Source organism: Pseudomonas oryzagri, assembly GCF_020831405.1.
GTDB classification, from domain to species: Bacteria; Pseudomonadota; Gammaproteobacteria; order Pseudomonadales; family Pseudomonadaceae; genus Geopseudomonas; species Geopseudomonas oryzagri.
This window is the reverse complement of record NZ_JAJHPU010000043.1, coordinates 637,060-662,394: the sequence shown is the minus strand read 5'-3', so window position 1 is coordinate 662,394 and position 25,335 is coordinate 637,060. Positions and strand designations below refer to the sequence as shown.

Sequence of the window (25,335 nt, the reverse complement as noted above, 5' to 3'; positions counted from 1 at the left end):
GGCAGCCAACGGCGGCTGCTCCACCACGACAAAGGCGTCGCACCACCCAGCTCCGGCTGCAGTGTTGCGACGCCTTTTTTGTTTGCCCCAACGAACGGGGTCGAACGCCGCGGCGCGATCCGCCCGGCGCTCAGGTGTCCTGTCCCTAGGTGGCTTTGCCACCAACGCCCAGCCACAAGCCGGGTGTTTCCGGGGATGCGGGTGGAGCAGCCAAGCCGCCACCCGTTCCCCGGTCTTTTTTCGCGAACCTTGCTTAGAGGTGCCACAAGATGAACACGAGTTTCTGGAAAGCCGGCCACACCCCGACCCTGTTCGCCGCATTCCTCTATTTCGACCTGAGCTTCATGGTCTGGTACGTGCTCGGCCCGCTGGGCGTGCAGATCGCCACCGACCTGGGGCTGACCACCCAGCAGCGCGCCATGATGGTCGCCACCCCCATTCTCGCCGGCGCCGTGCTGCGCTTTTTGATGGGCATGTTCGCCGACCGCACCTCGCCGAAGACCGCCGGCCTGGTCGGCCAGGTGATCGTTATCGCCGCCCTGGCGGTGGCCTGGACGCTGGGCGTGCACAGCTACGAGCAGGCCCTGCTGCTCGGCCTGTTCCTCGGCTTCGCCGGCGCCTCCTTCGCCGTCGCCCTGCCGCTGGCCTCGCAGTGGTATCCAGCGCAGCACCAGGGCAAGGCCATGGGCATCGCCGGCGCCGGCAACTCCGGCACCGTTCTCGCCGCGCTGTTCGCCCCGGGCCTGGCCAGCGCCTTCGGCTGGAGCAACGTGTTCGGCCTGGCGCTGATCCCGCTGGTGCTGACCCTGGCGATCTTCGCCGTCGCCGCCAAGAACGCCCCGGAGCGCCCGAAGCCCAAGGCCGTCGGCGACTACCTCAAGGCGCTGGCCGACCGTGACACCTGGTGGTTCATGCTGTTCTACAGCGTCACCTTCGGCGGCTTCCTGGGCCTTGCCAGCACCCTGCCCGGCTACTTCCACGACCAGTACGGCTTCGACCCGGTCAAGGCCGGCTACTACACCGCCGCCTGCGTGTTCGCCGGCAGCCTGCTGCGCCCGCTCGGCGGCGCCCTGGCCGACCGCATCGGCGGCATCCGCACTCTGCTGGTGATGTACACCGTCGCCTCGCTGTGCATCACCGTGGTCGGCTTCAACCTGCCCAGCTCGACCGCCGCGCTGGCCCTGTTCGTGGTCGCCATGCTCAGCCTGGGTGCCGGCAACGGCGCGGTGTTCCAGCTGGTACCGCAGCGCTTCCGCCAGACCATCGGCGTGATGACCGGCCTGATCGGCATGGCCGGCGGCATCGGCGGCTTCTGCCTGACCGCGGGCCTGGGCGCCATCAAGCAGTCCACCGGCGACTACCAGATCGGCCTGTGGCTGTTCGCTTCGCTGGGCGTGGTCGCCTGGATCGGCCTGCACAGCGTCAAGCTGCGCTGGCGCACCACCTGGGGTTCGGCTGCGGTGACGGCCGCGCGGGTCTAAAACTCCAGGAAGCGTATGACCGTGCCCACGCTCCGTCGTGGGCACGGCGCATGAGGCGTCCAGCCTCCGGACTTCCACGCAGCAGCGTGGGAGCCAGCGAAACCGTAGGGTGAACAACGGCGCAGCCTTGTCCACCAGCGGGGACTCGAGGTCTCCCGGTGGAAAATCGCTTCGCGAGTTCTCCACCCTACGCTTGATAAAGCCGCCGCGTGCCGCACCGACACCCATTGCTGCTCGAACCGGGCGTGGGAGCCTTCGACAACAACCTGGGACCACCCCATGCCCCTGCAACTGACCATCGGCGAAGCCACCGCCACCGGCCCGCGGGACGAGAACCAGGACGCCATCCGCGTGGTGACTCCGGCGCCGGCGCTGGCCGCCAGCAAGGGCCATCTGCTGGCCCTGGCCGACGGCGTCAGCCAGTGCGCCGACGGCGGCCTGGCCGCGCGCGCCACCCTGCAGGCGCTGGCCCTGGACTACTACGCCACCCCGGAAACCTGGCCGGTGGCGCAATCGCTGGACCGCCTGCTGGTCGCCCACAACCGCTGGCTGCAGAGCGCCGGCGGCGGCCAGCCGCTGCTCACCACCCTCACCGCCCTGGTGCTGCGCGGCCGCCGCTTCACCCTCGCCCACGTCGGCGACTGCCGGGCCTATCGCTGGCACGCCGGCAAGCTGCAGCGCCTGACCAGCGAGCACGTCTGGGAACAGGAAGGCATGCAGCACGTGCTCAAGCGCGCCCTCGGCCTCGACCAGCACTTGGTAATGGACTACCTGGACGGCGACCTGCAGGCCGGCGAAACCTTCCTGCTGCTCTGCGACGGCATCTGGGCGGTACTCGACGACGGCGTGATCCGCGACATCCTCGACGCCGAGCGCGAGCCGCAGGCGGTCGCCGCCGCCCTGGTCGCCACCGCCCACCACGCCGGCAGCCAGGACAACGCCAGCGCCGTGGTGGTGCGCGTCGACGAGCTGCCCGAGGCCAGCCTGGCCGACGCCCTCGCCAGCCTGCCCGAGTGGCCGCTGCCGCCGCGCCTGCGCGAGGGCCAGAGCTTCGAGGGTTGGCAGGTCGAAGGGCTGCTCGCCGAGAGCCGCCAGTCGCTGCTCTACCGGGTGCGCGACGGCCAGCAGCGCCCCTGGCTGCTCAAGACCCTGCCCACCGGTCGCGCCGACGAGGCCGGCGCCCAGCAGGCGCTGCTCCAGGAGGAATGGTTTCTGCGCCGGGTCGCCGGCCTCGGCTTCCCCGAGGTGCACGGCCTGCCGCAGCGCCAGCACCTGTACTTCGTGATGCGCGAGTACGCCGGCCAGACCCTGGCCGCGCGCCTGGACCAGCAGGGCCCGCTGCCGCTGGCCGACTGGCTGCAGCATGCGCGCGGCCTGCTGCGGGCCCTGAGCCAGCTGCACCGGCGCAATATCCTGCACCGCGACATCAAGCCGGAGAATCTGCTGGTCGGCGACGGCGGCGACCTGCTGCTGCTCGACTTCGGCCTGGCCTACTGCCCCGGCCTGTCCCGCGACGAGGCGCACAGCCTGCCCGGCACGCCCAGCTACATCGCCCCGGAGGCCTTCGCCGGCACGGCGCCGGAGCCGCGCCAGGACCTGTTCGCCGCCGGCGTCTGCCTGTATCGCCTGCTCACCGGCCACTATCCCTACGGCGAACTGGAACCCTTCCAGCAGCCGCCGAACAAGGCGCCGACCGCGGCCAGCCGCTACCGCCCGGACCTGCCGACCTGGCTCGACGAACTGCTGCTCAAGGCCGTGGCCGCCAATCCGGCGCAGCGCTTCGAGACCGCCGAGGAATGGCTGCTCGCTCTCGACCAGGGCGAGCGCCGCGCCCGCGACCTGCCGGCCCGCCCGCTGCTGGAACGCGAGCCGCTGAAGTTCTGGCGCGGCCTGGCCCTGGTTTCGCTGCTGGCCAACCTGATGCTGCTGGTGCTGGCCCTCAAGCCGTAAGTCGCGGCACCCGCCGGCCGGCTCCCCCGCGGCCGGCAATGCACCACAACGATGCAATCCGCCTCAAAGCGGTGCCGCGCAGCCCGCCGCCCGCCACTCCGGCGCCCCGCCACCGCCGCACAGGCCCCGTAAATAGCCGCTCCGGCAAACCTGGCACGTAATCTGCTTTATCCCCTTCAACAATACATCGAGCGTAACCCTCAACGGCGAGGGGCGCGCTCCCCGAGCGACTCGGGATCCGGACAAAGGCGTCCTGCTGGCAACAGCAGGACGCCTTTTTTTGTTTTCGCAGGTCGGTTTCCGCGATGGGAGAGAAACCATGAACAAGCTCAAGCTGGTGATGGTCGGCAATGGCATGGCCGGGGTGCGCACCCTCGAGGAGCTGCTCAAGCTCGCGCCCGACATGTACGACATCACCGTGTTCGGCGCCGAGCCGCACCCCAACTACAACCGCATCCTGCTGTCGCCGGTGCTGGCTGGGGAGCAGACCTTCGAGGAGATCGTGCTCAACGACCTCGACTGGTACAAGGCCAACGGCATCGACCTGCGCCTGGGCTGCAAGGTGGTGGAGATCGATCGCCGCAACCGCAAGGTGATCGACCAGCACGGCGGCCAGCTCCACTACGACCGCCTGCTCATCGCCACCGGTTCCAACCCGTTCATCCTGCCGGTCCCGGGCAACAACCTGGAGGGCGTGATCGGCTACCGCGACATCGCCGACACCGAGATGATGATGGAAACCGCCAAGACCCACCGCCACGCGGTGGTCATCGGCGGCGGCCTGCTCGGCCTGGAAGCGGCCAACGGCCTCAAGCTGCGCGGCATGGACGTCACCGTGGTGCACCTGGGCGACTGGCTGCTCGAGCGCCAGCTCGACAAGACCGCCGGCAAGCTGCTGCAGACCGCCCTGGAGGCGCGCGGCATCAAGTTCCGCCTGAACACCCAGACCAGCTGCCTGATGGACAACGGCGAGGGCCGCGTGTGCGCCGCCCAGTTCGGCAACGGCGACGTGATCTCCGCCGACCTGGTGGTGATGGCCGCCGGCATCCGTCCCAACACCGAACTGGCCGAACGCGCCGGCCTGCCGTGCAACCGCGGCATCCTGGTCAACGACACCATGCAGACCTACGATCCGCGCGTCTACTCGGTCGGCGAATGCGCCAACCACCGCGGCATCGCCTACGGCCTGGTCGCCCCGCTGTTCGAGCAGGCCAAGGTGTGCGCCAACCACCTGGCGCAGCTCGGCTTCGCCAGCTACCGCGGCTCGGTGACCTCCACCAAGCTCAAGGTCACCGGCATCGACCTGTTCTCCGCCGGCGACTTCATGGGCGAGGACGGCACCGAGACCATCACCCTCTCCGACCCGATCGGCGGCGTGTACAAGAAGCTGGTGATCAAGGACGACGTGCTGGTCGGCGCCTGCCTGTACGGCGACACCGCCGACGGCAGCTGGTACTTCCGGCAGATCCGCGAGGACGCCAACGTCGCCCAGATCCGCGATCACCTGATGTTCGGCGAGAACGCCCTGGGCGACGCCGGCCACCAGGGCCAGGACAAGGCCGCCAGCATGCCCGACGACATGGAAGTGTGCGGCTGCAACGGCGTGTGCAAGGGCAGCATCGTCAAGGTCATCCAGGAACACGGCCTGTTCAGCCTCGACGAGGTGAAGAAGCACACCAAGGCCGCCAGCTCCTGCGGCTCGTGCACCGGCCTGGTCGAGCAGATCCTGATCAACACCGTCGGCGGCGCCGCCGACGTCAAGCCCAAGAGCGAGAAGCCGGTGTGCGGCTGCACCGACTACAACCACGGCCAGGTGCGCAAGGCGATCCGCGAGCGCCACCTGACCTCGATGGCCGACACCATGGCCTTCATGGAGTGGCGCACCCCCAACGGCTGCGCCACCTGCCGCCCGGCGCTCAACTACTACCTGATCTCCACCTGGCCGGGCGAGGCCAAGGACGACCCGCAGTCGCGCCTGATCAACGAGCGCGCCCACGCCAACATCCAGAAGGACGGCACCTACTCGGTGGTGCCGCGCATGTGGGGCGGGGTGACCAGCCCGGCCGAGCTGCGCCGCATCGCCGACGTGGCCGAGAAGTACAACGTGCCGATGGTCAAGGTCACCGGCGGCCAGCGCATCGACCTGCTCGGCGTGAAGAAGGAGGACCTGCCCGGCATGTGGAAGGACCTCGACATGCCCTGCGGCCACGCCTACGGCAAGTCCATCCGCACCGTAAAGACCTGCGTGGGCAGCGAGTTCTGCCGCTTCGGCACGCAGAACTCGACGCAGATGGGCATCGACCTGGAGCACGCGCTGTTCGCCATGTGGTCGCCGCACAAGGTCAAGCTGGCGGTCTCCGGCTGCCCGCGCAACTGCGCCGAGTCGGGCATCAAGGACGTCGGCATCATCGGCGTGGATTCGGGCTGGGAGATCTACGTCGGCGGCAACGGCGGCATCAAGACCGAGGCCGGCGAGTTCTTCGTCAAGGTCAAGAGCGCCGAGGAAGTCATGGAGTACAGCCTGGCCTTCCTGCAGCTGTATCGCGAGGAAGCCTTCTACCTCGAGCGCACCGTGCACTACATGCAGCGCGTCGGCCTCGAACACATCAAGAAGATCGTCCTCGAGGACGAGCAGCAGCGCAAGGAACTGCACCAGCGCCTGCTGTTCGCCCTGAGCTTCGAGCAGGACCCGTGGCAGCAGCAGATCGAGGAGCCGGCCCTGAAGAAGCAGTTCGAGCGCATTCCGGTCAGGCTGGCGACCTCCGCCTGACTCCGCCCTGCCAGGGGCGGGTCCTGGCGGAGGCGTCCAGGAAAACGCCACCGCCAGGGCCGGCCCCTGCCACCCGACACCGCGAGCGACCGAACGAGACCGAGGAGAAACGACATGAACTGGCTGGATATCTGCGCCCTGGAAGAGATCAACGTGCTCGGCGCACGCATCGTCGCCGGCCCCAAGGGCGACATCGCCCTGTTTAGAACTTCCGCAGACGAAGTGTTCGCCCTCGACGACCGCTGCCCGCACAAGGGTGGCCCGCTGTCCCAGGGCCTGATCTACGGCAAGCGCGTCGCCTGCCCGCTGCACAACTGGCAGATCGACCTGGAAAGCGGCGAGGCCCTGGAGCCGGACGTCGGCTGCGCGCACAAGTATCCGGTCAAGGTCGAGGGCGGCCGCGTGCTGCTGGCTCTCGATGGCATGCAAGGCGGCGCCTGAGCCACCCGCGACACCGAAGTACGAACCAGAGGGGTGAAACGCGCAGCGTTTGCCCCGGCAACAGATGATCCGGTGGGCAAGCCAAGCGTTGTCCACCCAATGCCCTAGAACGACACGGAGCGACTGCCATGACCCGGCCGACCCAGACCACCGCCTCCACCTGCTGCTACTGCGGCGTCGGCTGCGGCGTGCTGATCGAGCACGACGGCGAGCACATTACCGGCGTACAGGGCGATCCGGCGCATCCGGCCAACTACGGCCGCCTGTGCAGCAAGGGTTCGACCCTGCACCTCACCGGCGACCTGGCCGCCCGCGCCCTGCATCCCGAACTGCGCCTGGGCAAGGAGCTCGCTCGCGCCCGCACCGACTGGGACAGCGCACTGGAGCACGCCGCCAACGTGTTCGCCGAGACCATCCGCGAGCACGGCCCGGACAGCGTGGCCTTCTACATCTCCGGCCAGCTGCTCACCGAGGACTACTACGCCTTCAACAAGCTGTCCCGCGCCCTGGTCGGCACCAACAACATCGACAGCAACTCGCGGCTGTGCATGTCCTCGGCGGTGGTCGGCTACAAGCGCAGCCTGGGCGCCGACGCCCCACCCTGCTCCTACGAGGACATCGAGAGCAGCGACTGCCTGCTGATCGCCGGCAGCAACATGGCCTACGCCCATCCGGTGCTGTTCCGCCGCCTGGAAGCGGCCAAGGCGGCCCGCCCGGAGATGAAGATCATCGTCGTCGACCCGCGGCGCACCGACACCTGCGAGCTGGCCGACCTGCACCTGGCGATCCTGCCCGGCACCGACGTGGCGCTGTTCCACGGCATCCTGCACATCCTGCTGTGGGAAGGCTGGATCGACCGCGCCTACATCGACGCCCACACCGAAGGCTTCGACGCCCTGAAGAAGCTGGTGCGCGACTACACCCCGGCGGCGGTGGCCGACATCTGCGGCATCTCCGTCGACGACCTGCAGAACTGCGCTGAACTGATCGGGCAGGCGCCGTCCTTCCTGTCGCTGTGGTGCATGGGCCTGAATCAGTCCGCCGCCGGCAGCGCCAAGAACAGCGCGCTGATCAACCTGCACCTGGCCACCGGGCAGATCGGCAAGCGCGGCGCCGGCCCCTTCTCGCTGACCGGCCAGCCCAACGCCATGGGCGGCCGCGAGACCGGCAGCCTGAGCAACCTGCTGCCCGGCCACCGCGAGGCCGGCAACGCCGAGCACCGCGCCGAGGTCGCCGGCTACTGGGGCGTCGACAGCCTGCCGGAAACCACCGGTCTGTCCGCCGTCGAGCTGTTCGAGGCCGTGCGCGTGGGCAAGGTCAAGGCACTGTGGATCGCCTGCACCAACCCGGCGCAGTCGATGCCCGACCAGCAGAAGATCCACGAGGCGCTGTCCAACTGCCCGTTCGTGGTGGTCCAGGAGGCCTACGCCACCACCGAGACCTGCCGCTACGCCGACCTGCTGCTGCCCGCCGCCGGCTGGGGCGAGAAGGAAGGCTCGGTGACCAACTCCGAGCGCCGCGTCAGCCACGTGCGCCGCGCCGTGCCGGCACCGGGCGAGGCGCGCGCCGACTGGGCGATCACCTGCGACTTCGCCCGCCGCCTGGAGCAGCGCCTGCGTCCCGGCCAGCCGAGCCTGTTCGACTTCGCCAGCCCGGCCGCGCTGTTCGAGGAATACAAGCTGCTCACCGCCGGCCGCGATCTGGACCTGTCCGGCCTCAGCCATGCGCTGATCGACGACCTCGGCCCGCAGCAGTGGCCGTTCCCGGCCGGCGCCATCGCCGGCACGCCGCGCCTGTACGCCGACGGCGTGTTCCCCACCACCAGCGGTCGCGCGCGCTTCCTGGCCGATCCCTACCGCGCGCCGCAGGAGCAGCGCGAGGCGCGCTATTCGCTGACCCTCAACACCGGCCGCCTGCGCGACCAGTGGCACGGCATGAGCCGCACCGGCACCGTCGCCCGGCTGTTCGGCCACGTCGAGGAAGCCGTACTGTCGCTGCATCCGGACGAGCTGCGCCGCCGGCGCCTGGTCGGCGGCGACCTGGTCAAGCTGCGCAGCCGCCGCGGCGCGCTGATCGTGCCGGTGCAGGCCGACGAGGCCGTGCGTCCCGGCCAGGCCTTCCTGCCGATGCACTGGGGCGACCGCTTCCTCAAGGGCCTGGGCACCAACGTGCTGACCCTGCCGGCCTACGACCCGCTGTCCAAGCAGCCGGAACTCAAGCACGCCGGCGTCGAGGTGGACAAGGTCGAGCTGCCCTGGCAGCTGTACGCCCTGGTCGAGGGCGACGTGCAGCAGAATTTCACCGCCCTGCGCCCGCTGCTGGAGGAGTTCCCCTACGCCAGCCTGACCCTGGCCGGCCGCGAGCGCCCGGCCCTGCTGGTCAAGGCCGCCAGCGCCGTCGCCCCGGACGCCGAACTGCTGGCGAAGATCGACGCCCTGCTCGGCCTCGACCAGGGCCCGGTGCTGGCCTACGACGACCCGCGGCGCACCGTCGGCAAGCGCGTGCGCATCGAGGACGACCGCATCACCGCCATCCGCCTGGCCGGCGAGACCGCCGCGCGCGACTGGCTGAAGGCGCTGTGGGAGGAAGGCAAGGCCGACGTGGAGCTGCGCCGCTGGCTGCTCGCCCCGCTGAGCACCCCGCCGGGCAACGTCGGGGCCTGCAAGAGCAAGACGATTTGCAGCTGCATGAATGTCGGCGAGACGGCGATCCGCGCCGGCATCGAGCGCGGCCTCGACCTCGACGGCCTCAAGCAGGAACTCAAGTGCGGCACCAGCTGCGGCTCCTGCGTACCGGAGATCAAGCGGATGCTGGCCAAGGCCCCGGCCTGAACCGGTGATGAACCGTAGGGTGGGTTAGACCGCAGGTCGTAACCCACCAACCGGCCGCAAGGCCGGCAATCACGATGCCTGGCGGCATCGTCGGTGGGTTACGCCGCAAGCGGCTAACCCACCCTACGCAGATCGACGAATGCCCCCGCCGGCGTGACAGCGCCGGCAAGCGACACGAGAGAGGTGGTGAACATGAGCGCAAAAGTCTGGCTGATCGGTGCGGGCCCCGGCGATCCGGAACTGCTGACCCTCAAGGCCGTGCGCGCCCTGGGCGAGGCCGAGGTGGTGCTGATCGACGACCTGGTCAACCCGGCGGTCCTCGAGCACTGCCCCAAGGCCCGCGTCATCGGCGTCGGCAAGCGCGGCGGCTGCCGCTCCACGCCGCAGGAGTTCATCCACCGCCTGATGCTGCGCTACGCCCGCCAGGGCAAATGCGTGGCGCGCCTGAAGGGCGGCGACCCGTGCATCTTCGGCCGCGGCAGCGAGGAGGCCGACTGGCTGGCCGAGCATGGCGTCGCCACCGAGATCGTCAACGGCATCACCGCGGGCCTGGCCGGCGCCACCAACTGCGGCATCCCGCTGACCCTGCGCGGCGTGGCCCGTGGCGTGACCCTGGTCACCGCCCACACCCAGGACGACAGCAGCCTCAACTGGCCGGCGCTGGCGCAGACCGGCACCACCCTGGTGGTGTACATGGGCGTGGCCAAGCTGGCCGACATCCGCGAGGGCCTGCTGGCCGGCGGCATGCGCGACGACCTGCCGGTGGCGATGATCGAGAACGCCTCGCTGCCGCAGCAGCGCGAGTGCCGCAGCACGCTGGGCGCCATGCAGCAGGACGCCGCCGCCTTCCGCCTGAAGAGCCCGGCGATCCTGGTGATCGGCGAAGTGGCGGCGCAATCGGCTGTCCGGCACCTGCCGGCGACCGCGGACCTCGCGGCGCCGGCCCTGCGCGCCGTGGCCGGCCGCTACTGAACGAGCGCAGGACGGGGGATGGACGAACGGTCGCCATTCCCCGACAGCCGGACCGACATCGCGTAGCCCCTCTGGCGCGGGCCTTCGCGGCGACGGCCCGGCCCGCTGATGCCCTGCCGACACTTTTTCGGACGAAAAACAACTAACCCTTTGCCGCCACGCCTTCTACATTAGTCAAACAGCCGGCCGTACCCGCCCCAAAGCGAACAACGGCTGGAACGCCAGCAGCCGCGGGAAGCCGAGCCTTCCGCGGTCGCCAACAACAACAAGAAGGCGTACGACAATGATCAAATCCTCGCAAAATCCGAAATGGCGGCAAGCCGTCCTGGCCGTACTGGCCGTCACCCTCCTCCTGGTCCTGCCCAACCTGACGCGCCTGGTCAGCTGAGGTTTCAGCGCACCGCCGGAATCCACCAGGCCAGCAGCAGCGGCACCAGGGCGAACGACAACAACGTCGAGCACATCACCAGGCTCGCCACCGCTTCCGGCGAGCGGTTGGCGCGCACGGCGAACAGGTAGTTGAAGACCGCCACCGGCATCGACGACTGCAGCACCAGCACGCCCTGCGCGAGCGGCGACAGGCCGAGCGCCACGGCGATCAGCCAGCCGACCGCCGCGCCGCAAAGGATGCGCAGGCCGCCCAGCAGCATGCCCTGGCCGAGGTGCTGCACGCGAATGCTCGCCAGCGACACGCCCAGGGTGATCAGCATCATCGGGATGGCCATGCCGCCGAGCAGGCTGGTGGTATTGGCCAGCCAGCGCGGCAGCTCGAGGTCGAACAGGCGGACCAGCAGGGCCACCGCCAGGCTGAGGATGATCGGGTTGACCAGCAGCTTGCGCCACGAGCGCTCGGCGCCGGAAAGGATCATCCCCAAGGTGAAATGCCCCACCGAGAGCATCAGGAAGAAGGCCACCGCCAGCGCCAGGCCATGCTCGCCGAAGGCGTACAGGCTGATCGGCAGGCCCATGTTGCCGGTATTGGGGAACAGGTAGGCCGGCACCAGCACCTTCCAGTCCTGCGCCATGGCCCGGCTGAGCAGCAGGCCGACCGCGCCCATCAGCACCGACACCGCCACGCAGGCCAGCGCCATCTGGCCGAAGGCCTGCATGTCCAGCTGGGTGCGGCTCAGGCTGGACAGCACCAGGCACGGAGTGGCGATGTTCAGCACCAGGCGGGCGACGAAATCGGTGGGATAGGCCTGACCGGAACGCACCCAGGCGTAGCCGATGCCGGCGACGATCAACACCGGCGCCATCACGGCGAACAACTCGGCGAACATTACCTTTCCTTGCGGCAAAGAAGACGATGCTACGCGGCCGGGACGCGCCCTGCCAAGTTTGCTAGGCTGCGCGCCAGCCCCTTGCCCGGAAGCCTCTGCCATGCGCGTTCTGCCGCTCCTGCTCGCCCTGCTCGCCCCCCTCGCCAGCGCCGGCGAACTGCTGGTGGAACTGGCCGACGGCAGCCACCGTTACAGCAGCGCCGAGCTGCTCGCCCATCCGGCCAGCCGCGAGGTGACGATTCCCGCCGACGTGTCCTACAAGCGACCGATGCGCTATCGCGCCCTGCCGCTGGCCGAGCTGCTCAAGGGGGTGACGGCGCAGGCCCATCTGCAGGCGGTGGCCGACGACGGCTTCGCCGCCGAGCTGCCCGCCGCTTCCCTGCTCGACGCTCCCGGCGCGCGCGCCTGGCTGGCCGTCGAGGACCCGGCCGCGCCCTGGCCGGCGCTCGGCAAGGCCGGCAAGAGCGCCGGGCCCTTCTATCTGGTGTGGACCGATCCCGAGGCCGAGCAGATCGGCCCCGAGCAGTGGCCCTACCGCATGGTGCGGCTACGTGTGCTGGCTTCGGTGGCCGAGCGCTTTCCGGCGCTGCGTCCCGACCCGGCGCTGGCGGCGGACGATCCGGCCAATCTGGGCTTCGCCCAGTTCCAGAAGCATTGCCTGGCCTGCCACCGCCTGAACAAACAGGGCGACGCCGCCTTCGGCCCCGACCTCAACGTGCCCTACAACCCCACCGAGTACCTGCGCGCCGATCTGCTGCGCCGCTACATTCGCGATCCGCAGTCGCTGCGCCACTGGCCGCAGGCGCGCATGCCGGGCTTTGCCGAGGCGGCGCTGAGCGAGGCCCAGCTCGACCAGCTGATCGCCTACCTGCGCCACATGGCCGGACGCAAAGTGACCGCCGTCGAATGACGGCGGCGTCGCGACCAACGAGCGTCGGGCGTTCGACTGCTCAATGCCAGAAGATGTCGCGATAGGCGCAGTACAGCGAAGCGGCCGACAGCGGCACCAGCAGCAGGCAGAACGCCAGCATCACCAGGCCGCCGAGCAGCGGGATGAGCGCCCCCAGCAGTCCCGCCACGAAACTTCCGGCCAGGAAGGCCAGCCCCCACAGCAGGAAGGGCAGCACGTTGCGCAGGCAGGCCACGAAACTCAGGCGGACCGCCTCCATGGCCGGCACCTGGTGCTGGTACACCAGGATGGGCGAGAAGATGAAGCCCATGCTCAGAGCGGCCATCAGCGCCACCACCAGCAGAGGAACGAGCATCATCCCCATTCCGGCCTGCCCCCAGCCTGCGGCCGGGTCGAAGCCCTGGCTGGTGATCGTGGTCAGCACACCGAAGGCGAAGAGTGCCGCCGCCGCGATCATGCTCACCACCACGCCCGCCAGCAGACTGAGCCAGCCCAATCCCATCAGGCTGCGCCAGACGGCGAAGGGCGCGAACAGATCGGCGAAGGTGACCGGCTGCCCCTCATCGGCATGCCTGAGGGCGAGAAAGAGGCCGGCGGTGAACATCGGCCACAGCAGCAGCAGCGCCAGGTTGCCCAGCAGCGGGACCAATGCCATCAATGCATAGAGGATCACCATGAGCACGGAGATGCCCAACAGCATCCCCGGCGCCCGCATGAACAGCCGCCAGCCTTCGCTGAGCCAGTCGATCCCGCGACTGGCGTTGAGGCGGGCGGGATCGCCCAATTGGCGACGTGAGGAGGACGCGGGCATGGTCAACTCGGCAGCCGGGGTCTGATAGGGATTGGACATGATGGCGCTTCCTTTCGCGTGATGGCTTGGATGATGGATACACAGACGATAGCGCCTGAGAGGGTGCTTGCCAGCAGAAGCGCGTCCCGGCTCGCGCCGGCGCCGGCCTTCTGCCTTTCGGACGGCCGCCCCTTCACCGCCCGGCGCGCGACTCGAGGATGTAGAAACGCGCCCGCTCGGCCTTCTGCACGCAGCCGTCGTAGGCCTCGAACTGCTGCTGGGTCTTGGCCGCGGTGAGCAGCGACAGGGCCTTGGAGTAACTGACGGTGCCGGCGAAACCTTCGGCCTTGGCGATGTCCAGTTCCTTCCAGGCGGTGTCCAGCGAGTAGGCGCAGCCGTCGCGGTTCTGCGTCTTGCCCGCACAGCCGGCCAGGGTCAGGGCGATCAGCGGCAACACCATCCAGCTCTTCCTCATCGTCGCATCTCCGTGCAGGGACTTTCCCCAGTCTAGTGAGCGGCGCGGGAAGTGGTTAGTCCGCCCTCAACTCTCGCCGAGCAGGGCCACCGCCTTGATCTGCGCCCACAACCGCAAGCCCGGCGCCAGGCCGAGGTGGTCGCTGGAGCGGCGGGTGATGCGCGCCAGCAGCGGCGTGCCGTCCGCCTCCAGGCGCACCAGCAGGTGGGCCGGGGTGTCCGCCGCGGCCAGCTCGCAGACCGTGGCGGCGATCACGTTGGTGATGCTGGTGTCCTCGCAGCGCGACAGCGCCAGGCTGACGTCGCGGGCATGCACGCGAAAGCGCAGGCGCTGGCCGACCGCCTCGGGCCGGCGGGCAACCAGCACGGAGCCGCCGGTAAAGGCCAGGCGGGTCAGATGATAGGCCTGGTCGTGGTCGGCCACGTACGCCTCGATCACCACGCCGGCGTCCTCGCCCAAGGCAGTGGGCAGGTCGAGGCGCGCCAGGGTCTGCTGCAGCGGTCCCTGGGCGACCACCCGGCCCTGGTCGAGCAGCACCAGATGGTCGGCCAGGCGCGCCACCTCGTCCGGGGCATGGCTGACGTAGAGCACCGGGATATCCAGCTCGTCGTGCAGGCGCTCGAGGTAGGGCAGGATCTCGTTCTTGCGCTTCAGGTCCAGCGCCGCCAGCGGCTCGTCCATCAGCAGCAGACGCGGGCTGGTGAGCAGCGCGCGGGCGATGCCGACCCGCTGCCGCTCGCCGCCGGACAGGTGGCCGGGCATGCGCTCGAGCAGATGGCCGATACCGAGCAGCTCCATGACGTGCTCCCAGGACACCCGCCGGCTGGATGCGTCGACCCGCTTCAGGCCGTACTCCAGGTTGCGTCGCACGTTTAGGTGCGGGAACAGACTGGCCTCCTGGAACACGTAACCCAGCGGGCGCTGGTGGGTGGGCACGAAGACGCCGGCGGCGCTGTCCTGCCACAGCTCGCCGTTGACCGCCAGGTAGCCCTCGGCGGCCCGCTCCAGGCCGGCGAAGCAGCGCAGACAGGTGGTCTTGCCCGAGCCCGAATGGCCGAACAGCGCGGTGACGCCGCGACCGGGCAACTGCAGGTCGACATCCAGGGCGAAACCGCCCCAGCCCAGACGGAAACGGGCGTGGATGCGGTCGGCCAGGGCGGGTTCGAGTGCGGCGTTCATGTACAGGGACTCCCGTCCGATCAGCCCAGACCCGGCTTGCCGCGCCGGCTGGAATAGAGTGCGAGCAGCACCAGGAAGGAAAACACCACCATGCCACCGGCCAGCCAGTGCGCCTCGGCGTATTTCATCGACTCGACATGGTCGAAGATCTGCACCGAGACGGTGCGGGTACGCTCGGGGATGTTGCCACCGATCATCAGCACCACGCCGAACTCGCCGACGGTGTGGGCGAAGCCGAGGATGGAGGCGGTGACGAAGCCGGGACGGGCCAGCGGCAGCACCACGCTGAAGAAGGTGTCCCACGGGCTGGCGCGCAGGGTCGCGGCCACCTCCAGCGGCCGCTCGCCGATCGCCTCGAAGGCGTTCTGCAGCGGCTGCACGACGAAGGGCATCGAGTAGAACACCGAGCCGACCACCAGGCCGGCGAAGGTGAACGGCAGCGTGCCCAGGCCAAGCGTCTGGGTCAGCTGGCCGACCGGGCCGTGCGGGCCCATCGTCACCAGCAGGTAGAAGCCGAGCACGGTCGGCGGCAGCACCAGCGGCAGCGCCACCAGCGCGCCCACCGGCCCCTTGAGCGGCGAACGGGTGTGCGCCAGCCACCAGGCGATCGGCGTGCCGATCAGCAGCAGCAACACGGTGGTCAACGAGGCCAGCTCCAGCGTCAGGCGCAGGGCGGCGAAATCCTGGTCGGTCAGCGGCATCGGCCGGGCTCCCGTCGGCGATCTGTCAGCCACGCCTCAATCAGGCCCTGCGGATTGGCGATGCAGCACAACGGCGAATGGCTCATGGACGACTCCGCTCTGCTCAGTCGTAGGCCGCGAGGATCACGCTGGACGACTTGAAGAACGCGCAGGCCTCGACGCCCGGCGCGAGGCCCAGCGCCGCGCAGCTGTCGGCGGTGACCACGCAGGTCACGCTGCGCCCGGACGGCAGCACCAGGGTCACCTCACTGTTCACCGGCCCCTCGTAGACCTGGGCGACCTCGCCCCACAGCTGGTTGCGCGCGGTGAGCTTCACGCCGCGCTCGGTGGTGAGCATCACCGAGGAGGACTTGACCAGCGCGAACACCTCCTTGCCGATGGCCAGGCCGAGGTTTTCCGCGCTGGCGTTGGTGATGATGGCGGCGATCTCGGTGTGCTCGTCGAGGCGGATGCGCACTTCGTAGTCGACTCCGCCGACACGCAGGCCGGTGACGGTGCCGGCGAACTGGTTGCGCGCGCTGGTCTTCATGCTCATCGAGTGCATCAGGCGCTGGAAGGCCTGGATGTCGCCGCCGCTGACCTCGTCGAGACGCGCGGACAGGCGGTCGAGGGCGGCCTGGTATTCGATTTCCAGCGCTCGGTACATCGCCACGATGCGCCGGCCGTATTCGGTGAGCTGCGTCCCGCCGCCCTGCCGTCCGCCGGAAACCCGCGTCACCAGCGGCTCCGGCGCCAGGTTGTTGATGGTGTCGATGGCATCCCAGGCCGCCTTGTAGGACAGCGGCACGGTTTTGGCAGCACGGTTGATCGACCCCTCGCGCTCGATCGCCTCGAGCAGGCGGATGCGGGTATCGGAAAGCGCGGTGCCGACGTCGGTGTCCAGCGACATGCGCGCGAGAAAGCGGGTGGAGGTCATTTGCCCTGGTCCTGCTGACTTATCTATAGCGATGACTTTATAGGAGGCAAGCTTCATACCAAAGGCCATTTCCGATGGTTGAAACGCTATAAACGGCATCCTTAAGCTGTTGTCCATGACGCGGTGGTGGGCTTTCCGACACGCCTATGTCGTCGCACACATAGCGGATGTACCAAACCCTCCAGGATTTGCAAAAGGAACTCGTCATGAAAATCAGCGCGCGCAACGTCTTCAAGGGAACCATCAGCGCCCTGCAGCCGGGTGCGGTGAATGCGGAAGTCGCCGTCGACCTGGGCGGCAGCGACCAGCTGGTCGCCGTGGTGACCATGGAAAGCGTGAAGTCGCTGGAACTGGCCGAGGGCGCCGAAGTGCTGGCCATCGTCAAGGCGCCCTGGGTGCTGCTGATGACGGACGACAGCGGCGTGCGCCTGTCGGCACGCAACCAGCTGCGCGGCACGGTGAAGAGCATCGAGCCGGGCTCGGTCAACACGGAGGTGGTCCTGACCCTGGCCGGCGGCACCGAGGTCACCTCCATCGTCACCCGCGAAGCGGTGAGCGAGCTGGGCCTCAAGCCCGGCTCCGCCGCCACCGCGCTGATCAAGGCATCCAACGTGATCCTCGGCGTGCCGGCCTGATCCGGCCGCAGCGCAAATGACAAGGGGACGTGCCTGGCCGGGCACGTCCCCTTCTGCGTTGCGCCGGGGAAACCTCAGCGCCGCGCGCGCTGGCGCAGGTACTCGACCACCGCCCGCTGGTCGCCGCTGAACTCGATGCGCACCGCCTTGCTCTCGCGTTGGTAGGCGTACATCGGGTCGTAGTATTCGCCGAGCAGGCCCTCGATCCAGCCGCGGTGCAGGTCGACCGCACCGCTGCGCTGCTGTTCGGCCAGCGCCGCGTCCATGATCGCCGCCAGGCGCTGGTAGCGCTCGCCGCCCAGGCGTCTGACGATGTTCCTGAGGCTCTGCTGCAGACGTTCGGCGAAGGCCGCCAGGCCCTGCTCCTCGCCGTGCAGGGCGACGAACTCGGCGGACAGGTCGATCACGTAGTCGCCGAGGATGCGCTCGACGCGCCCTTCCAGGCTGTCCTCCAGCCACACCAGCGGGTACTCCTGCATGCCCTGGTGCAGCGGCAGCGGCAGCGAGCAGCTGCCGATCAGCCGGCTCTCGTCCTCGAGGACGAAGGACTGCATGCCGGCAGCGCGCTTCTTCAGCAGGTCGATGGCCAGCAGGTTCTCGAAGTCGATCTGCCCGGGCTGGCCGGTGGCGTGCTTGCCGAAGCTGGAACCGCGATGGTTGGCGTGCCTTTCCAGGTCGACGGCGTTGTCGAGCTGGGCGAGCACCTCGGTCTTGCCGGTGCCTGTCATGCCGCCGACGATCACGAAGTCGCACTCGGCGACCGCGGCGTCGGTGGTGTCGATCAGGAAGTTGCGCAGCGCCTTGTAGCCGCCGATCACCCGCGGGTAGTCGATGCCGGCCTCGTCCTTGAGCCACTGCTGGGTGATCTGCGAGCGCAGGCCGCCGCGGAAGCAATACAGGTAGCCGTCGGGGTTGGCGCGGGCGAAGGCGGCCCAGGCCTCGATGCGCTCGGCCTTGAGCGGGCCGCGCACCAGCTGGTGGCCCAGTTCGATGGCGGCCGCCTGGCCGTGCTGCTTGTAGCTGGTGCCGACCTTCTGGCGCTCGATGTCGTTCATCAGCGGCAGGTTGACCGTGTTGGGGAAGGCACCCTTGGTGTATTCCACCGGGGCGCGCACGTCCATCATCGGCACGTCGGCGAGGAAGATGTCGCGGTAATGGGCACTGTTGGGACGCATCAGAGCACCTCTACCGCGTAGCTCTGTCGGGCCACCAGTTCGCCGATCGGCGCCAGCGCGAGGCCCAGTTCGGCGGCGACGGCGAGGAACTCGGCCTCGCCCTCGGGCTCCACGGCGAGCAGCAGGCCGCCGCTGGTCTGCGGGTCGCAGAGCAGCAGCTTCTGCACCTCCGGCAGCGGGGCGATCTTGTCGCCGTAGCTGTCGAAGTTGCGCAGGGTGCCGCCAGGCACGCAGCCCTGGTCCAGGTAGTGATCGACGCCTTCGATGCGCGGCACCGCGGCATAGTCGATGCGCGCGGTCAGGCCGCTGCCGTCGGCCATCTCCACCAGGTGGCCGAGCAGGCCGAAGCCGGTGACGTCGGTCATCGCCCGAACCTGCTCCAGCTTGCCGAAGCGCGCGCCGGGCTTGTTCAGGGTACACATCCAGTCACGGGCCACGCCCACGTCCTCGGCGCGCAGCTTGCCCTTCTTCTCGGCGGTGGTGAGGATGCCGATGCCCAGCGGCTTGGACAGGTACAGCTTGCAGCCCGCGGTGGCGGTGTCGTTGCGCTTCATGAAGCGCTTGGCGACGATGCCGGTGACCGCCAGGCCGAAGATCGGCTCGGGCGCGTCGATGGAGTGGCCGCCGGCCAGCGGGATACCCGCCTCGTCGCACACCGAACGGCCACCCCGGATCACCTCACGGGCCACCTCCGGCGCCAGCACGTTGACCGGCCAGCCGAGGATGGCGATGGCCATCAGCGGGTCGCCGCCCATGGCGTAGATGTCGCTGATCGCGTTGGTGGCGGCGATGCGGCCAAAGTCGAAGGGATCGTCGACGATAGGCATGAAAAAGTCGGTGGTGGAAACCACCCCGCGCTCCTCGTCGATGGCGTACACCGCCGCGTCGTCGCGCGAGGCGTTGCCGACCCACAGTTTCGGATCGAGGTTCTGCGCACCGCTGCCGGCGAGGATCACTTCCAGCACCTTGGGGGAAATCTTGCAGCCACAGCCGGCGCCGTGGCTGTACTGGGTGAGGCGGATCGGTTCGCTCATGGAGGCACTCCGGGGTCATTCTCGAAGCCGCCGATTCTAGCAAAGGGCATGGGGTAACACCCACGGCCCGGCCGGCGGGGTCCATACTCAATCCATGGCCGTGGAGGATACGCACATACACAGCCGCGATACCCGGCCGGGGAGCCTGTAGCGGACACTTCGGCCACTTTTGCAGGGGGAATCCATCATGGGCAAAACTGTCGCGCTGGTACTGGGCTCGGGCGGCGCCCGTGGTTATGCGCATATCGGTGTGATCGAGGAGCTGGAAGCGCGCGGCTACGAGATCGGCTGCATCGCCGGCAGCTCGATGGGCGCGGTGATCGGAGGCATCTACGCGGCAGGCAAGCTGCCCGAATACCGCGATTGGGTGGAAACCCTGGACTACCTGGACCTGCTGCGCCTGCTCGACGTCAGCTTCTCGCTGGGCGCGATCCGCGGCGAGCGGGTATTCGGGCGGATTCGCAGGTTTCTCGGCGAGATCAACATCGAGGACCTGCCGATCCCCTACACCGCGGTGGCCACCGACCTGACCAACCAGCAGGAAGTCTGGTTCCAGGAGGGCTGCCTGCACCAGGCGATGCGCGCCTCGGCGGCGATCCCCAGCCTGTTCACCCCGGTGGTGCAGGGCTCGCGGGTGCTGGTCGACGGCGGGTTGCTCAACCCGATCCCGATCGTCCCGGTGGTGGCCAGCCGTTGCGACCTGATCGTCGCGGTCAACGTCAACTCCAGCAACCAGGTGCAGTACGAGCTGCCGGTGATCGAGCGGCCGCAGGCGCTGAAGAGCCGCCTCGACCAGTTGATCGGCGCGCTGGGCTCGCGCCTGCCGTTCCGCCACCGCGAGGACAGCGAGCTGCCCGCCCTGCTCGATGGCTCTGTGGATCTGGAAGCGGCCGGCTCGACCCGCGGCGTCGTCGCGACCAAGGCCAGCCACCTGCACGTGGTGGAGAACGAGGCGCCGGCCAGCGTGCTGGAGATGATCAACCAGAGCATCGAGGTGATGCAGAACTCGCTGGGCCAGTACAAGATCGCCGGCTATCCGCCGGACATCCTGATCAACGTGCCGAAGCGGGTGTGCCGCTTCTTCGAGTTCTACAAGGCACCGGAGCTGATCGCCCTCGGCCGGCAGATCACCGGCGACTCGCTGGACAAGTACGAACGGCACCACGACTGAGGCAAGGCGGCGGGAGGCTCGCACCGCCCCCCGCCGCCGCCCGCGTCACTCCTCGGTGGTGCTTTCCAGCGCCTGCTCCATCTCGCTGGCGGACTCGTCCACCGGCTCGACGAGCTCGCCCAGGTCGGCCGGCGCCTCGCCAAGGCCGGACATTTCGCCCGCCGCGGCCGCCCCCGACAGCATGCCCAGCGCCTCGGGCGGCACCATGGCCATCAGCAGACCGGCGAACTCCTCGGCCGGCATGACCTGGCCGTTGAAGTCGACCTTGCCGTCGGCATAGCTCAGGCTGGTGACGATGTTGTCGCCTTCCACGCGCCCCACCTGCATGGAGGTCGCCATCATCCCGGCCATTTCCGCGGCCTCCGAGGCCTGCTGGGCGACCGCCGCCGGATCGGCAGCCGGCTCGAGGGAGGCCTGATAGCTGATCAGGTCGCGGATCGTCGGCTTGGCCAGCACCAGACGCGCGTCCAGCCTGGCGACGAGCTGACGGGCCAGCTCGGCCGGCGGCAGCTCGTAGGACGCGGGCTTGGCGAAATCGAGCTTGAGGTTGAAGCGGCTCTCGCCGCCAGCGGTCTTCAGCGACAGACGGTCCAGCGACACACTGGGCTTGCCGGCGAGCAGCGCTTCGAGCCCCTGGCGCAGACGCTCCTCATCGTCGGCGGTCAGCGCGAACTCGGTCGTCTGCGGCGCCTCCAGGCGGGCCATGAATTCGCGGTACCAGCCTTCCAGCTGCTGCACCGCGGCCACGTCCAGGTTGCCCAAGGTCATCCCGAAACCGGCCGAACCCAGCGGCTTGCCGTCATAACTGAGGCTGCCGACGTCGTAGTCGAAGCTGCCGGAAAGCCGTCCGCCCTGCTCGTCGACCCGGTCGGTCAGCACCAACTGCTGCATGAGCAGCGGCGGCTTGCCGACGGCCTCCACCCGCGCCTCGCGCAGCTCCGAGCGGCTGCCGCCGACGTAGTAGCCCGAGGGGCCGAGGCGGTAGTCGCTGGTGAGGTCCAGCTTGTCGAGGCGGACCTGCACCGCCCCCGCGTCGCCGGTGAAGTCGAGGCTCAGGTTGTCCATGCCGCCGGCGACGTGCACGGACTCGGCCTGCGCGCCGAGCGTCAGGTTCAGGTCGATGCCCGAGAAGCGCAGACGACCTTCGTCGGAGGCGAATTCGAGGGGATGCAGGCTGACGCGGCCGTTGACGCGGTTGTCGTAGCCGATGGCCAGGGCACCGCTCAGCGGCGCCGTCTCGCCCGCGCCGGCGAACCAGGGCAGGACGCTGTCGCTACGCTCGAGGTTGAAGGTGCTCAGCGCCATCACCGGCTGCAGGTCGAGCGCTTTCAGGCGCGACAGCGGCAGCGGGCCATGTTCGATGCGATCGGTGAACAGCAGCTCGACCGGCCCGACCTCCTCGCCCAACGCCTGGCCGAGGTCGACCCGGTAACGGGCGGTGCTGGAGAAGACGCCCCGCTCCAGGGACACCAGCTCCAGGCGGGCGTTGGCTCCGGGCAGCGCGTTGCGCAACTGCTCGTTGCCGCGGCTGATCGCGGCCTGCAACGTGCCCTCCAGCTGGGTGCCGGTATACCAGGGCGCGAGGGTGGCCGCCGCTCCGGCGGCAACCAGCAGACCCAGGGCAATTCCTGTCTTGTGCATATGAACTCTTCCGTTGAGTGAGAGGGAAAGGCGCCGGCCGGAAATTCAGCCCGCGTCCGCCGGCGGCGGCGACGAATGCCGCCGCGGCTGGTTGGCCATCCAGTCGCCGATCAGGTTGTAGGCCACCGCCAGCAGGGTCGGGCCGAGGAACAGGCCCATGAAACCGAAGGCCAGGATACCGCCGAACACGCCGAGCAGAACCACCACCAGGGGCAGGTTGCCACCGCGGCTGATCAGGTAGGGCTTGAGCACGTTGTCCACGCCGCTGATGACCACCAGGCCCCAGACGGCGAGGAACAGGCCCATGCCGTAGTGGCCCTGCCAGAACAGCCAGGCGCTGGCGGGAATCCATGCCAGCGGCGGCCCCATGGGAATCAGGCTGAGGACGAAGGTGAGGATGCCCAGCACCAGCGCGCCCGGCACGCCGGCGATGAGGAAGCCGATCAGCGCCAGCACCGCCTGCGCCGCCGCGGTGCCGATCACGCCGTTGACCACGCGCTGCACGGTGCCGGCGATCAATTCGAGATAGTGGTCGGCACGCCCTTCCATCAGGCGCTCCAGCAGGCGGTGCGCATATTCGGCCAGACGCGGGCCATCGCGGTAGAAGAAGAACACCAGCACTAGGCTCAGCACCAGTTCGAGCACCCCGCCACCGATCTGCGCGCTGCGCGCCAAGAGCCAGTTGCCGACCTCGCCCATGTACGGCTTGAGGGTGGCGAACAGCGCGGCGCCCTGCACATCCACGGCAGTCCACAGCTGCTTCAGTTGCGCGCCGAACACCGGCACCTGGCCCAGCCAGTCCGGCGGCGGCGGCAGGCCTTCGACCTGCAGGTCGCGCAGCAGGGCCATGGCGTTGCGAACGCGGTCGGCCAGGTTGAAGCCGAGCCAGGTCAGCGGCACCGCCACCAGCAGCATCCAGCCGAGGGTGAGGATGCCGGCCGCCGTGGCCACCCGGCCGCCCAGCAGGTGGGTCAGGCCACGCATCAGCGGCCAGCTGGCGAATGCCAGCACCGCCGCCCAGAACAGCGCCGACCAGAACGGCGCCAACACCCACAGACAGGCACCGAGCAAGCCCAGCATCAGAATCTGCACCAGCAAACGGTCGTGCTCGATCATCGGATCATTCCTTGCAACCAGGCGGCGGTCGCTACCGCCGCCACTGAAATCTTCTTCACGGACATCAGCGCAGCCACTCCACGCGCAGGCCCGGCGCCGTGTCGGCGGTGCTTTCCAGGCGGGCGGCGCGGGTGCCGCGGTCGATCAACGCCTCGCGCCAGGCGGGCGCCGCCGCGCCGCTGAGCTGCAGGCGCAGGCCGGTATCCAGGCGCAGCAGCTTGGCCAGCAGCGCCAGCCAGGGATCGCCGGGCGCGGCCGGCAGCTGCGCGAGCTGCAGCTCACCGACCTGCTTGAGCTGATGCAGCAGGGTTTCGGCATTGGGCAGGTGCTCGCCCAGCGGAGCACCGGCGTCCAGCAGTTCGACGTGCAGATAGGCGCGACGCGTGCCGCGGGTGACCGCATAGAGGGCCAGCAGGCTGTTCTGGCGCGGCGCGGCGAGCTGCAGCAGCAGGTAGGCCTGCTGCTCGTCCGGCCCGTACAGACGAGAATTGCCGAATACCTCGTTGGCCCAAAGGCTGCTGGCGCCGCATTCGCGCCCCTCGCACCAGTGCAGCGGCTGGGCGCCTTGGCCGAGCAGGGCGACGCGCGCCTGGGCGAAGGCCTCGCCGCTGCCATGGCCTTCCGGCAGTTCGTAGGTCAGCGCGGTCAGGCGACCGACCGCGTCGATCTCGGCGTCCACCCGCAGGCGGCCACTGATGCGCCGCAGGGCGCTCTGCGGATAAAGGCGCTCGGCGTTGTCCTGGACGCGATAGTCGACGATCTCGGCGCGGGGAAAGCGCGGCAGGATGTCGAGGTCTTGGCTGCCGGCCACCTCGGCGCGCACCGGCACCAGGACGACGGCGAGCAGGCCCGCCAACAGGGGCGCGATGCGCTTCATGAAGCGCGCTTCGTCAGGCGGATAGCGGGGGGATGCAACGTGCGGGCTGGCGCGCGGGACAACTCGGTCATGCAAAATCTCCGTGCATTGGCGTCCAGCCTCGGCAGTTGTCGGAGGCAAGTCAAGGCGCAGCGAACAGGGCTTTGAAGCAATCGGCAACCGCGGCGGCCCCAGCCTCGTCGTCCAGGTGCAGGTGATGGCCGCCGGGCAGGCGATGGAGGGTGATCGGCAGAGTCTCCAGCAGGGCCATCCACTGCGGATGGCGCAGCGGCAGGCCCTCCTCGGCCAGCACCAGGCTGGCCGGGCAGCGCAGCGCGCGGACGAAGGCCTCGGCCTGGGCCGGACTCAGGCGCAGCGGCGAAGGCAGGGTCAGGCGTGGGTCGCTACGCCAGGTGTAGCCGCCGGCGTGGGGCACCAGACCGCGACGGGCGAGCAGCTCGGCCGCCTCGCGACTGAGCGGATAGCCGCCGCGCAGGCGCGCTTCCACCGCCCGCTCGACGCTGGCGTAGATCGGCTTGCGCTTGTTGCGCAGGCCGAGCTGCGCGGTCAGCGCCTCGCCCAGCTTGGCCGGGGCCAGCTCGGGCTCGTGGGTCAGCGGGAACAGGCCGTCGATCAGCGCCAGCCGGCTCACCCGCTCGGGCAGCGCAGCCGCCAGCAGCATGGCGACGATGGCCCCGAGCGAGTGACCGAGCAGGGCGAAGCGCTGCCAGCCCAGCTCCTCGGCCACCAGCAGGGTATCCAGCGCGTAGTCCCACAGTTGGTAAGCGGCACCCGCCGGGCGATGGCCGGAGTGGCCATGGCCGGCGAAGTCGAGGGCGACGATGCGCAGGCCGGGCAAGCGGGGGGCCAGGCGGGCGAAGCTCATCGAATTGTCCAGCCAGCCGTGCAGCGCGAGCACCGGCTGGCCGTCCGCGGGGCCATAGAGGTGGGCGGCCAGTTCGATGTGCGGCAGATTGAAACGGACTTCCTCGATCTCGACCGTCATCGCGG

General features: G+C 69.2%; 21 protein-coding genes. 9 read left to right on the top strand and 12 right to left on the bottom strand.

Annotated elements, in window-relative coordinates; genetic code table 11:
* Positions 1-269: 269 nt before the first annotated feature.
* From LMJ29_RS19690 to cobA, 6 genes are all read left to right on the top strand, one after another.
* Positions 270-1,481 carry a nitrate/nitrite transporter gene (locus LMJ29_RS19690; protein WP_229607211.1) on the top strand — a complete coding sequence of 404 codons (1,212 nt, stop codon included), beginning with the start codon at positions 270-272 and terminating at the stop codon, positions 1,479-1,481.
* Between the two features lie 279 nt (positions 1,482-1,760).
* The gene (locus tag LMJ29_RS19685) at positions 1,761-3,431 is read left to right on the top strand and encodes a bifunctional protein-serine/threonine kinase/phosphatase (RefSeq protein ID WP_229607210.1); all 1,671 of its coding nucleotides are present in this window, start codon (positions 1,761-1,763) and stop codon (positions 3,429-3,431) included.
* A 319-nt stretch (positions 3,432-3,750) separates the two neighbouring features.
* Complete coding sequence (gene nirB, locus LMJ29_RS19680) at positions 3,751-6,201, top strand: nitrite reductase large subunit NirB (protein ID WP_229607209.1); 2,451 nt, start codon at positions 3,751-3,753, stop codon at positions 6,199-6,201.
* 114 nt (positions 6,202-6,315) lie between these two features.
* Positions 6,316-6,642 carry a nitrite reductase small subunit NirD gene (gene nirD, locus LMJ29_RS19675; protein ID WP_229607208.1) on the top strand — a complete coding sequence of 109 codons (327 nt, stop codon included), beginning with the start codon at positions 6,316-6,318 and terminating at the stop codon, positions 6,640-6,642.
* 128 nt (positions 6,643-6,770) lie between these two features.
* Positions 6,771-9,473, top strand: a complete 2,703-nt coding sequence (locus tag LMJ29_RS19670) for a nitrate reductase (protein ID WP_229607207.1) — start codon at positions 6,771-6,773, stop codon at positions 9,471-9,473.
* 192 nt (positions 9,474-9,665) lie between these two features.
* Entirely contained in the window at positions 9,666-10,445 is a 780-nt protein-coding gene (cobA, locus tag LMJ29_RS19665; RefSeq protein WP_229607206.1) for a uroporphyrinogen-III C-methyltransferase, read from the top strand.
* A 392-nt stretch (positions 10,446-10,837) separates the two neighbouring features.
* Here cobA and LMJ29_RS19660 read toward each other — a convergent pair whose 3' ends face one another.
* Positions 10,838-11,725: an AEC family transporter gene (locus tag LMJ29_RS19660; protein WP_229607205.1), complete on the bottom strand. Its 888-nt coding sequence runs from the start codon at positions 11,723-11,725 to the stop codon at positions 10,838-10,840.
* 100 nt (positions 11,726-11,825) lie between these two features.
* On the opposite strand from LMJ29_RS19660, the gene LMJ29_RS19655 reads away from it, so the two are divergent.
* Positions 11,826-12,635, top strand: coding sequence for a cytochrome c (locus LMJ29_RS19655; RefSeq protein ID WP_229607204.1), 810 nt, complete (start codon positions 11,826-11,828; stop codon positions 12,633-12,635).
* Positions 12,636-12,675: 40 nt separating this feature from the next.
* On the opposite strand, the gene LMJ29_RS19650 is transcribed toward LMJ29_RS19655, so the two are convergent.
* The 5 genes from LMJ29_RS19650 to LMJ29_RS19630 form a co-directional block, all read right to left on the bottom strand.
* Positions 12,676-13,485 carry a BPSS1780 family membrane protein gene (locus LMJ29_RS19650; protein ID WP_229607203.1) on the bottom strand — a complete coding sequence of 270 codons (810 nt, stop codon included), beginning with the start codon at positions 13,483-13,485 and terminating at the stop codon, positions 12,676-12,678.
* A 133-nt stretch (positions 13,486-13,618) separates the two neighbouring features.
* Entirely contained in the window at positions 13,619-13,900 is a 282-nt protein-coding gene (locus LMJ29_RS19645) for a hypothetical protein (protein WP_229607202.1), read from the bottom strand.
* A gap of 66 nt (positions 13,901-13,966) precedes the next feature.
* The gene (gene modC, locus LMJ29_RS19640) at positions 13,967-15,079 is read right to left on the bottom strand and encodes a molybdenum ABC transporter ATP-binding protein (RefSeq protein WP_229607201.1); all 1,113 of its coding nucleotides are present in this window, start codon (positions 15,077-15,079) and stop codon (positions 13,967-13,969) included.
* Positions 15,080-15,099: 20 nt separating this feature from the next.
* Positions 15,100-15,780 (bottom strand): molybdate ABC transporter permease subunit, encoded by a 681-nt coding sequence (gene modB, locus LMJ29_RS19635; protein ID WP_229607200.1) that lies wholly within the window; start codon positions 15,778-15,780, stop codon positions 15,100-15,102.
* A gap of 103 nt (positions 15,781-15,883) precedes the next feature.
* Positions 15,884-16,696, bottom strand: coding sequence for a TOBE domain-containing protein (locus LMJ29_RS19630; protein WP_229607199.1), 813 nt, complete (start codon positions 16,694-16,696; stop codon positions 15,884-15,886).
* 206 nt (positions 16,697-16,902) lie between these two features.
* Between LMJ29_RS19630 and LMJ29_RS19625 the strand changes: the two genes are divergently transcribed.
* Positions 16,903-17,331 carry a TOBE domain-containing protein gene (locus tag LMJ29_RS19625; RefSeq protein WP_229607198.1) on the top strand — a complete coding sequence of 143 codons (429 nt, stop codon included), beginning with the start codon at positions 16,903-16,905 and terminating at the stop codon, positions 17,329-17,331.
* 74 nt (positions 17,332-17,405) lie between these two features.
* Here the strand turns inward: LMJ29_RS19625 and mnmH are convergent, their stop codons facing one another.
* Together mnmH and selD are read right to left on the bottom strand one after the other, a co-directional pair.
* Entirely contained in the window at positions 17,406-18,506 is a 1,101-nt protein-coding gene (mnmH, locus tag LMJ29_RS19620; protein WP_229607197.1) for a tRNA 2-selenouridine(34) synthase MnmH, read from the bottom strand.
* A complete protein-coding gene (gene selD, locus LMJ29_RS19615; protein ID WP_229607196.1) occupies positions 18,506-19,540 on the bottom strand; it encodes a selenide, water dikinase SelD in 1,035 nt (344 codons plus the stop codon). Before selD ends, mnmH begins: the two co-directional genes overlap by 1 nt.
* 187 nt (positions 19,541-19,727) lie before the next feature.
* Here selD and LMJ29_RS19610 point away from each other — a divergent pair, with 187 nt between their 5' ends.
* Positions 19,728-20,711 carry a patatin-like phospholipase family protein gene (locus LMJ29_RS19610; protein ID WP_229607195.1) on the top strand — a complete coding sequence of 328 codons (984 nt, stop codon included), beginning with the start codon at positions 19,728-19,730 and terminating at the stop codon, positions 20,709-20,711.
* 45 nt (positions 20,712-20,756) lie between these two features.
* On the opposite strand, the gene LMJ29_RS19605 is transcribed toward LMJ29_RS19610, so the two are convergent.
* The 4 genes from LMJ29_RS19605 to LMJ29_RS19590 form a co-directional block, all read right to left on the bottom strand.
* Entirely contained in the window at positions 20,757-22,352 is a 1,596-nt protein-coding gene (locus tag LMJ29_RS19605; RefSeq protein ID WP_229607194.1) for a YdgA family protein, read from the bottom strand.
* A 45-nt stretch (positions 22,353-22,397) separates the two neighbouring features.
* Positions 22,398-23,468: an AI-2E family transporter gene (locus LMJ29_RS19600; protein ID WP_229607193.1), complete on the bottom strand. Its 1,071-nt coding sequence runs from the start codon at positions 23,466-23,468 to the stop codon at positions 22,398-22,400.
* Between the two features lie 64 nt (positions 23,469-23,532).
* The gene (locus LMJ29_RS19595; RefSeq protein WP_229607192.1) at positions 23,533-24,345 is read right to left on the bottom strand and encodes a DUF4892 domain-containing protein; all 813 of its coding nucleotides are present in this window, start codon (positions 24,343-24,345) and stop codon (positions 23,533-23,535) included.
* Between the two features lie 121 nt (positions 24,346-24,466).
* The gene (locus LMJ29_RS19590; RefSeq protein WP_229607191.1) at positions 24,467-25,330 is read right to left on the bottom strand and encodes an alpha/beta hydrolase; all 864 of its coding nucleotides are present in this window, start codon (positions 25,328-25,330) and stop codon (positions 24,467-24,469) included.
* Positions 25,331-25,335: the final 5 nt, after the last annotated feature.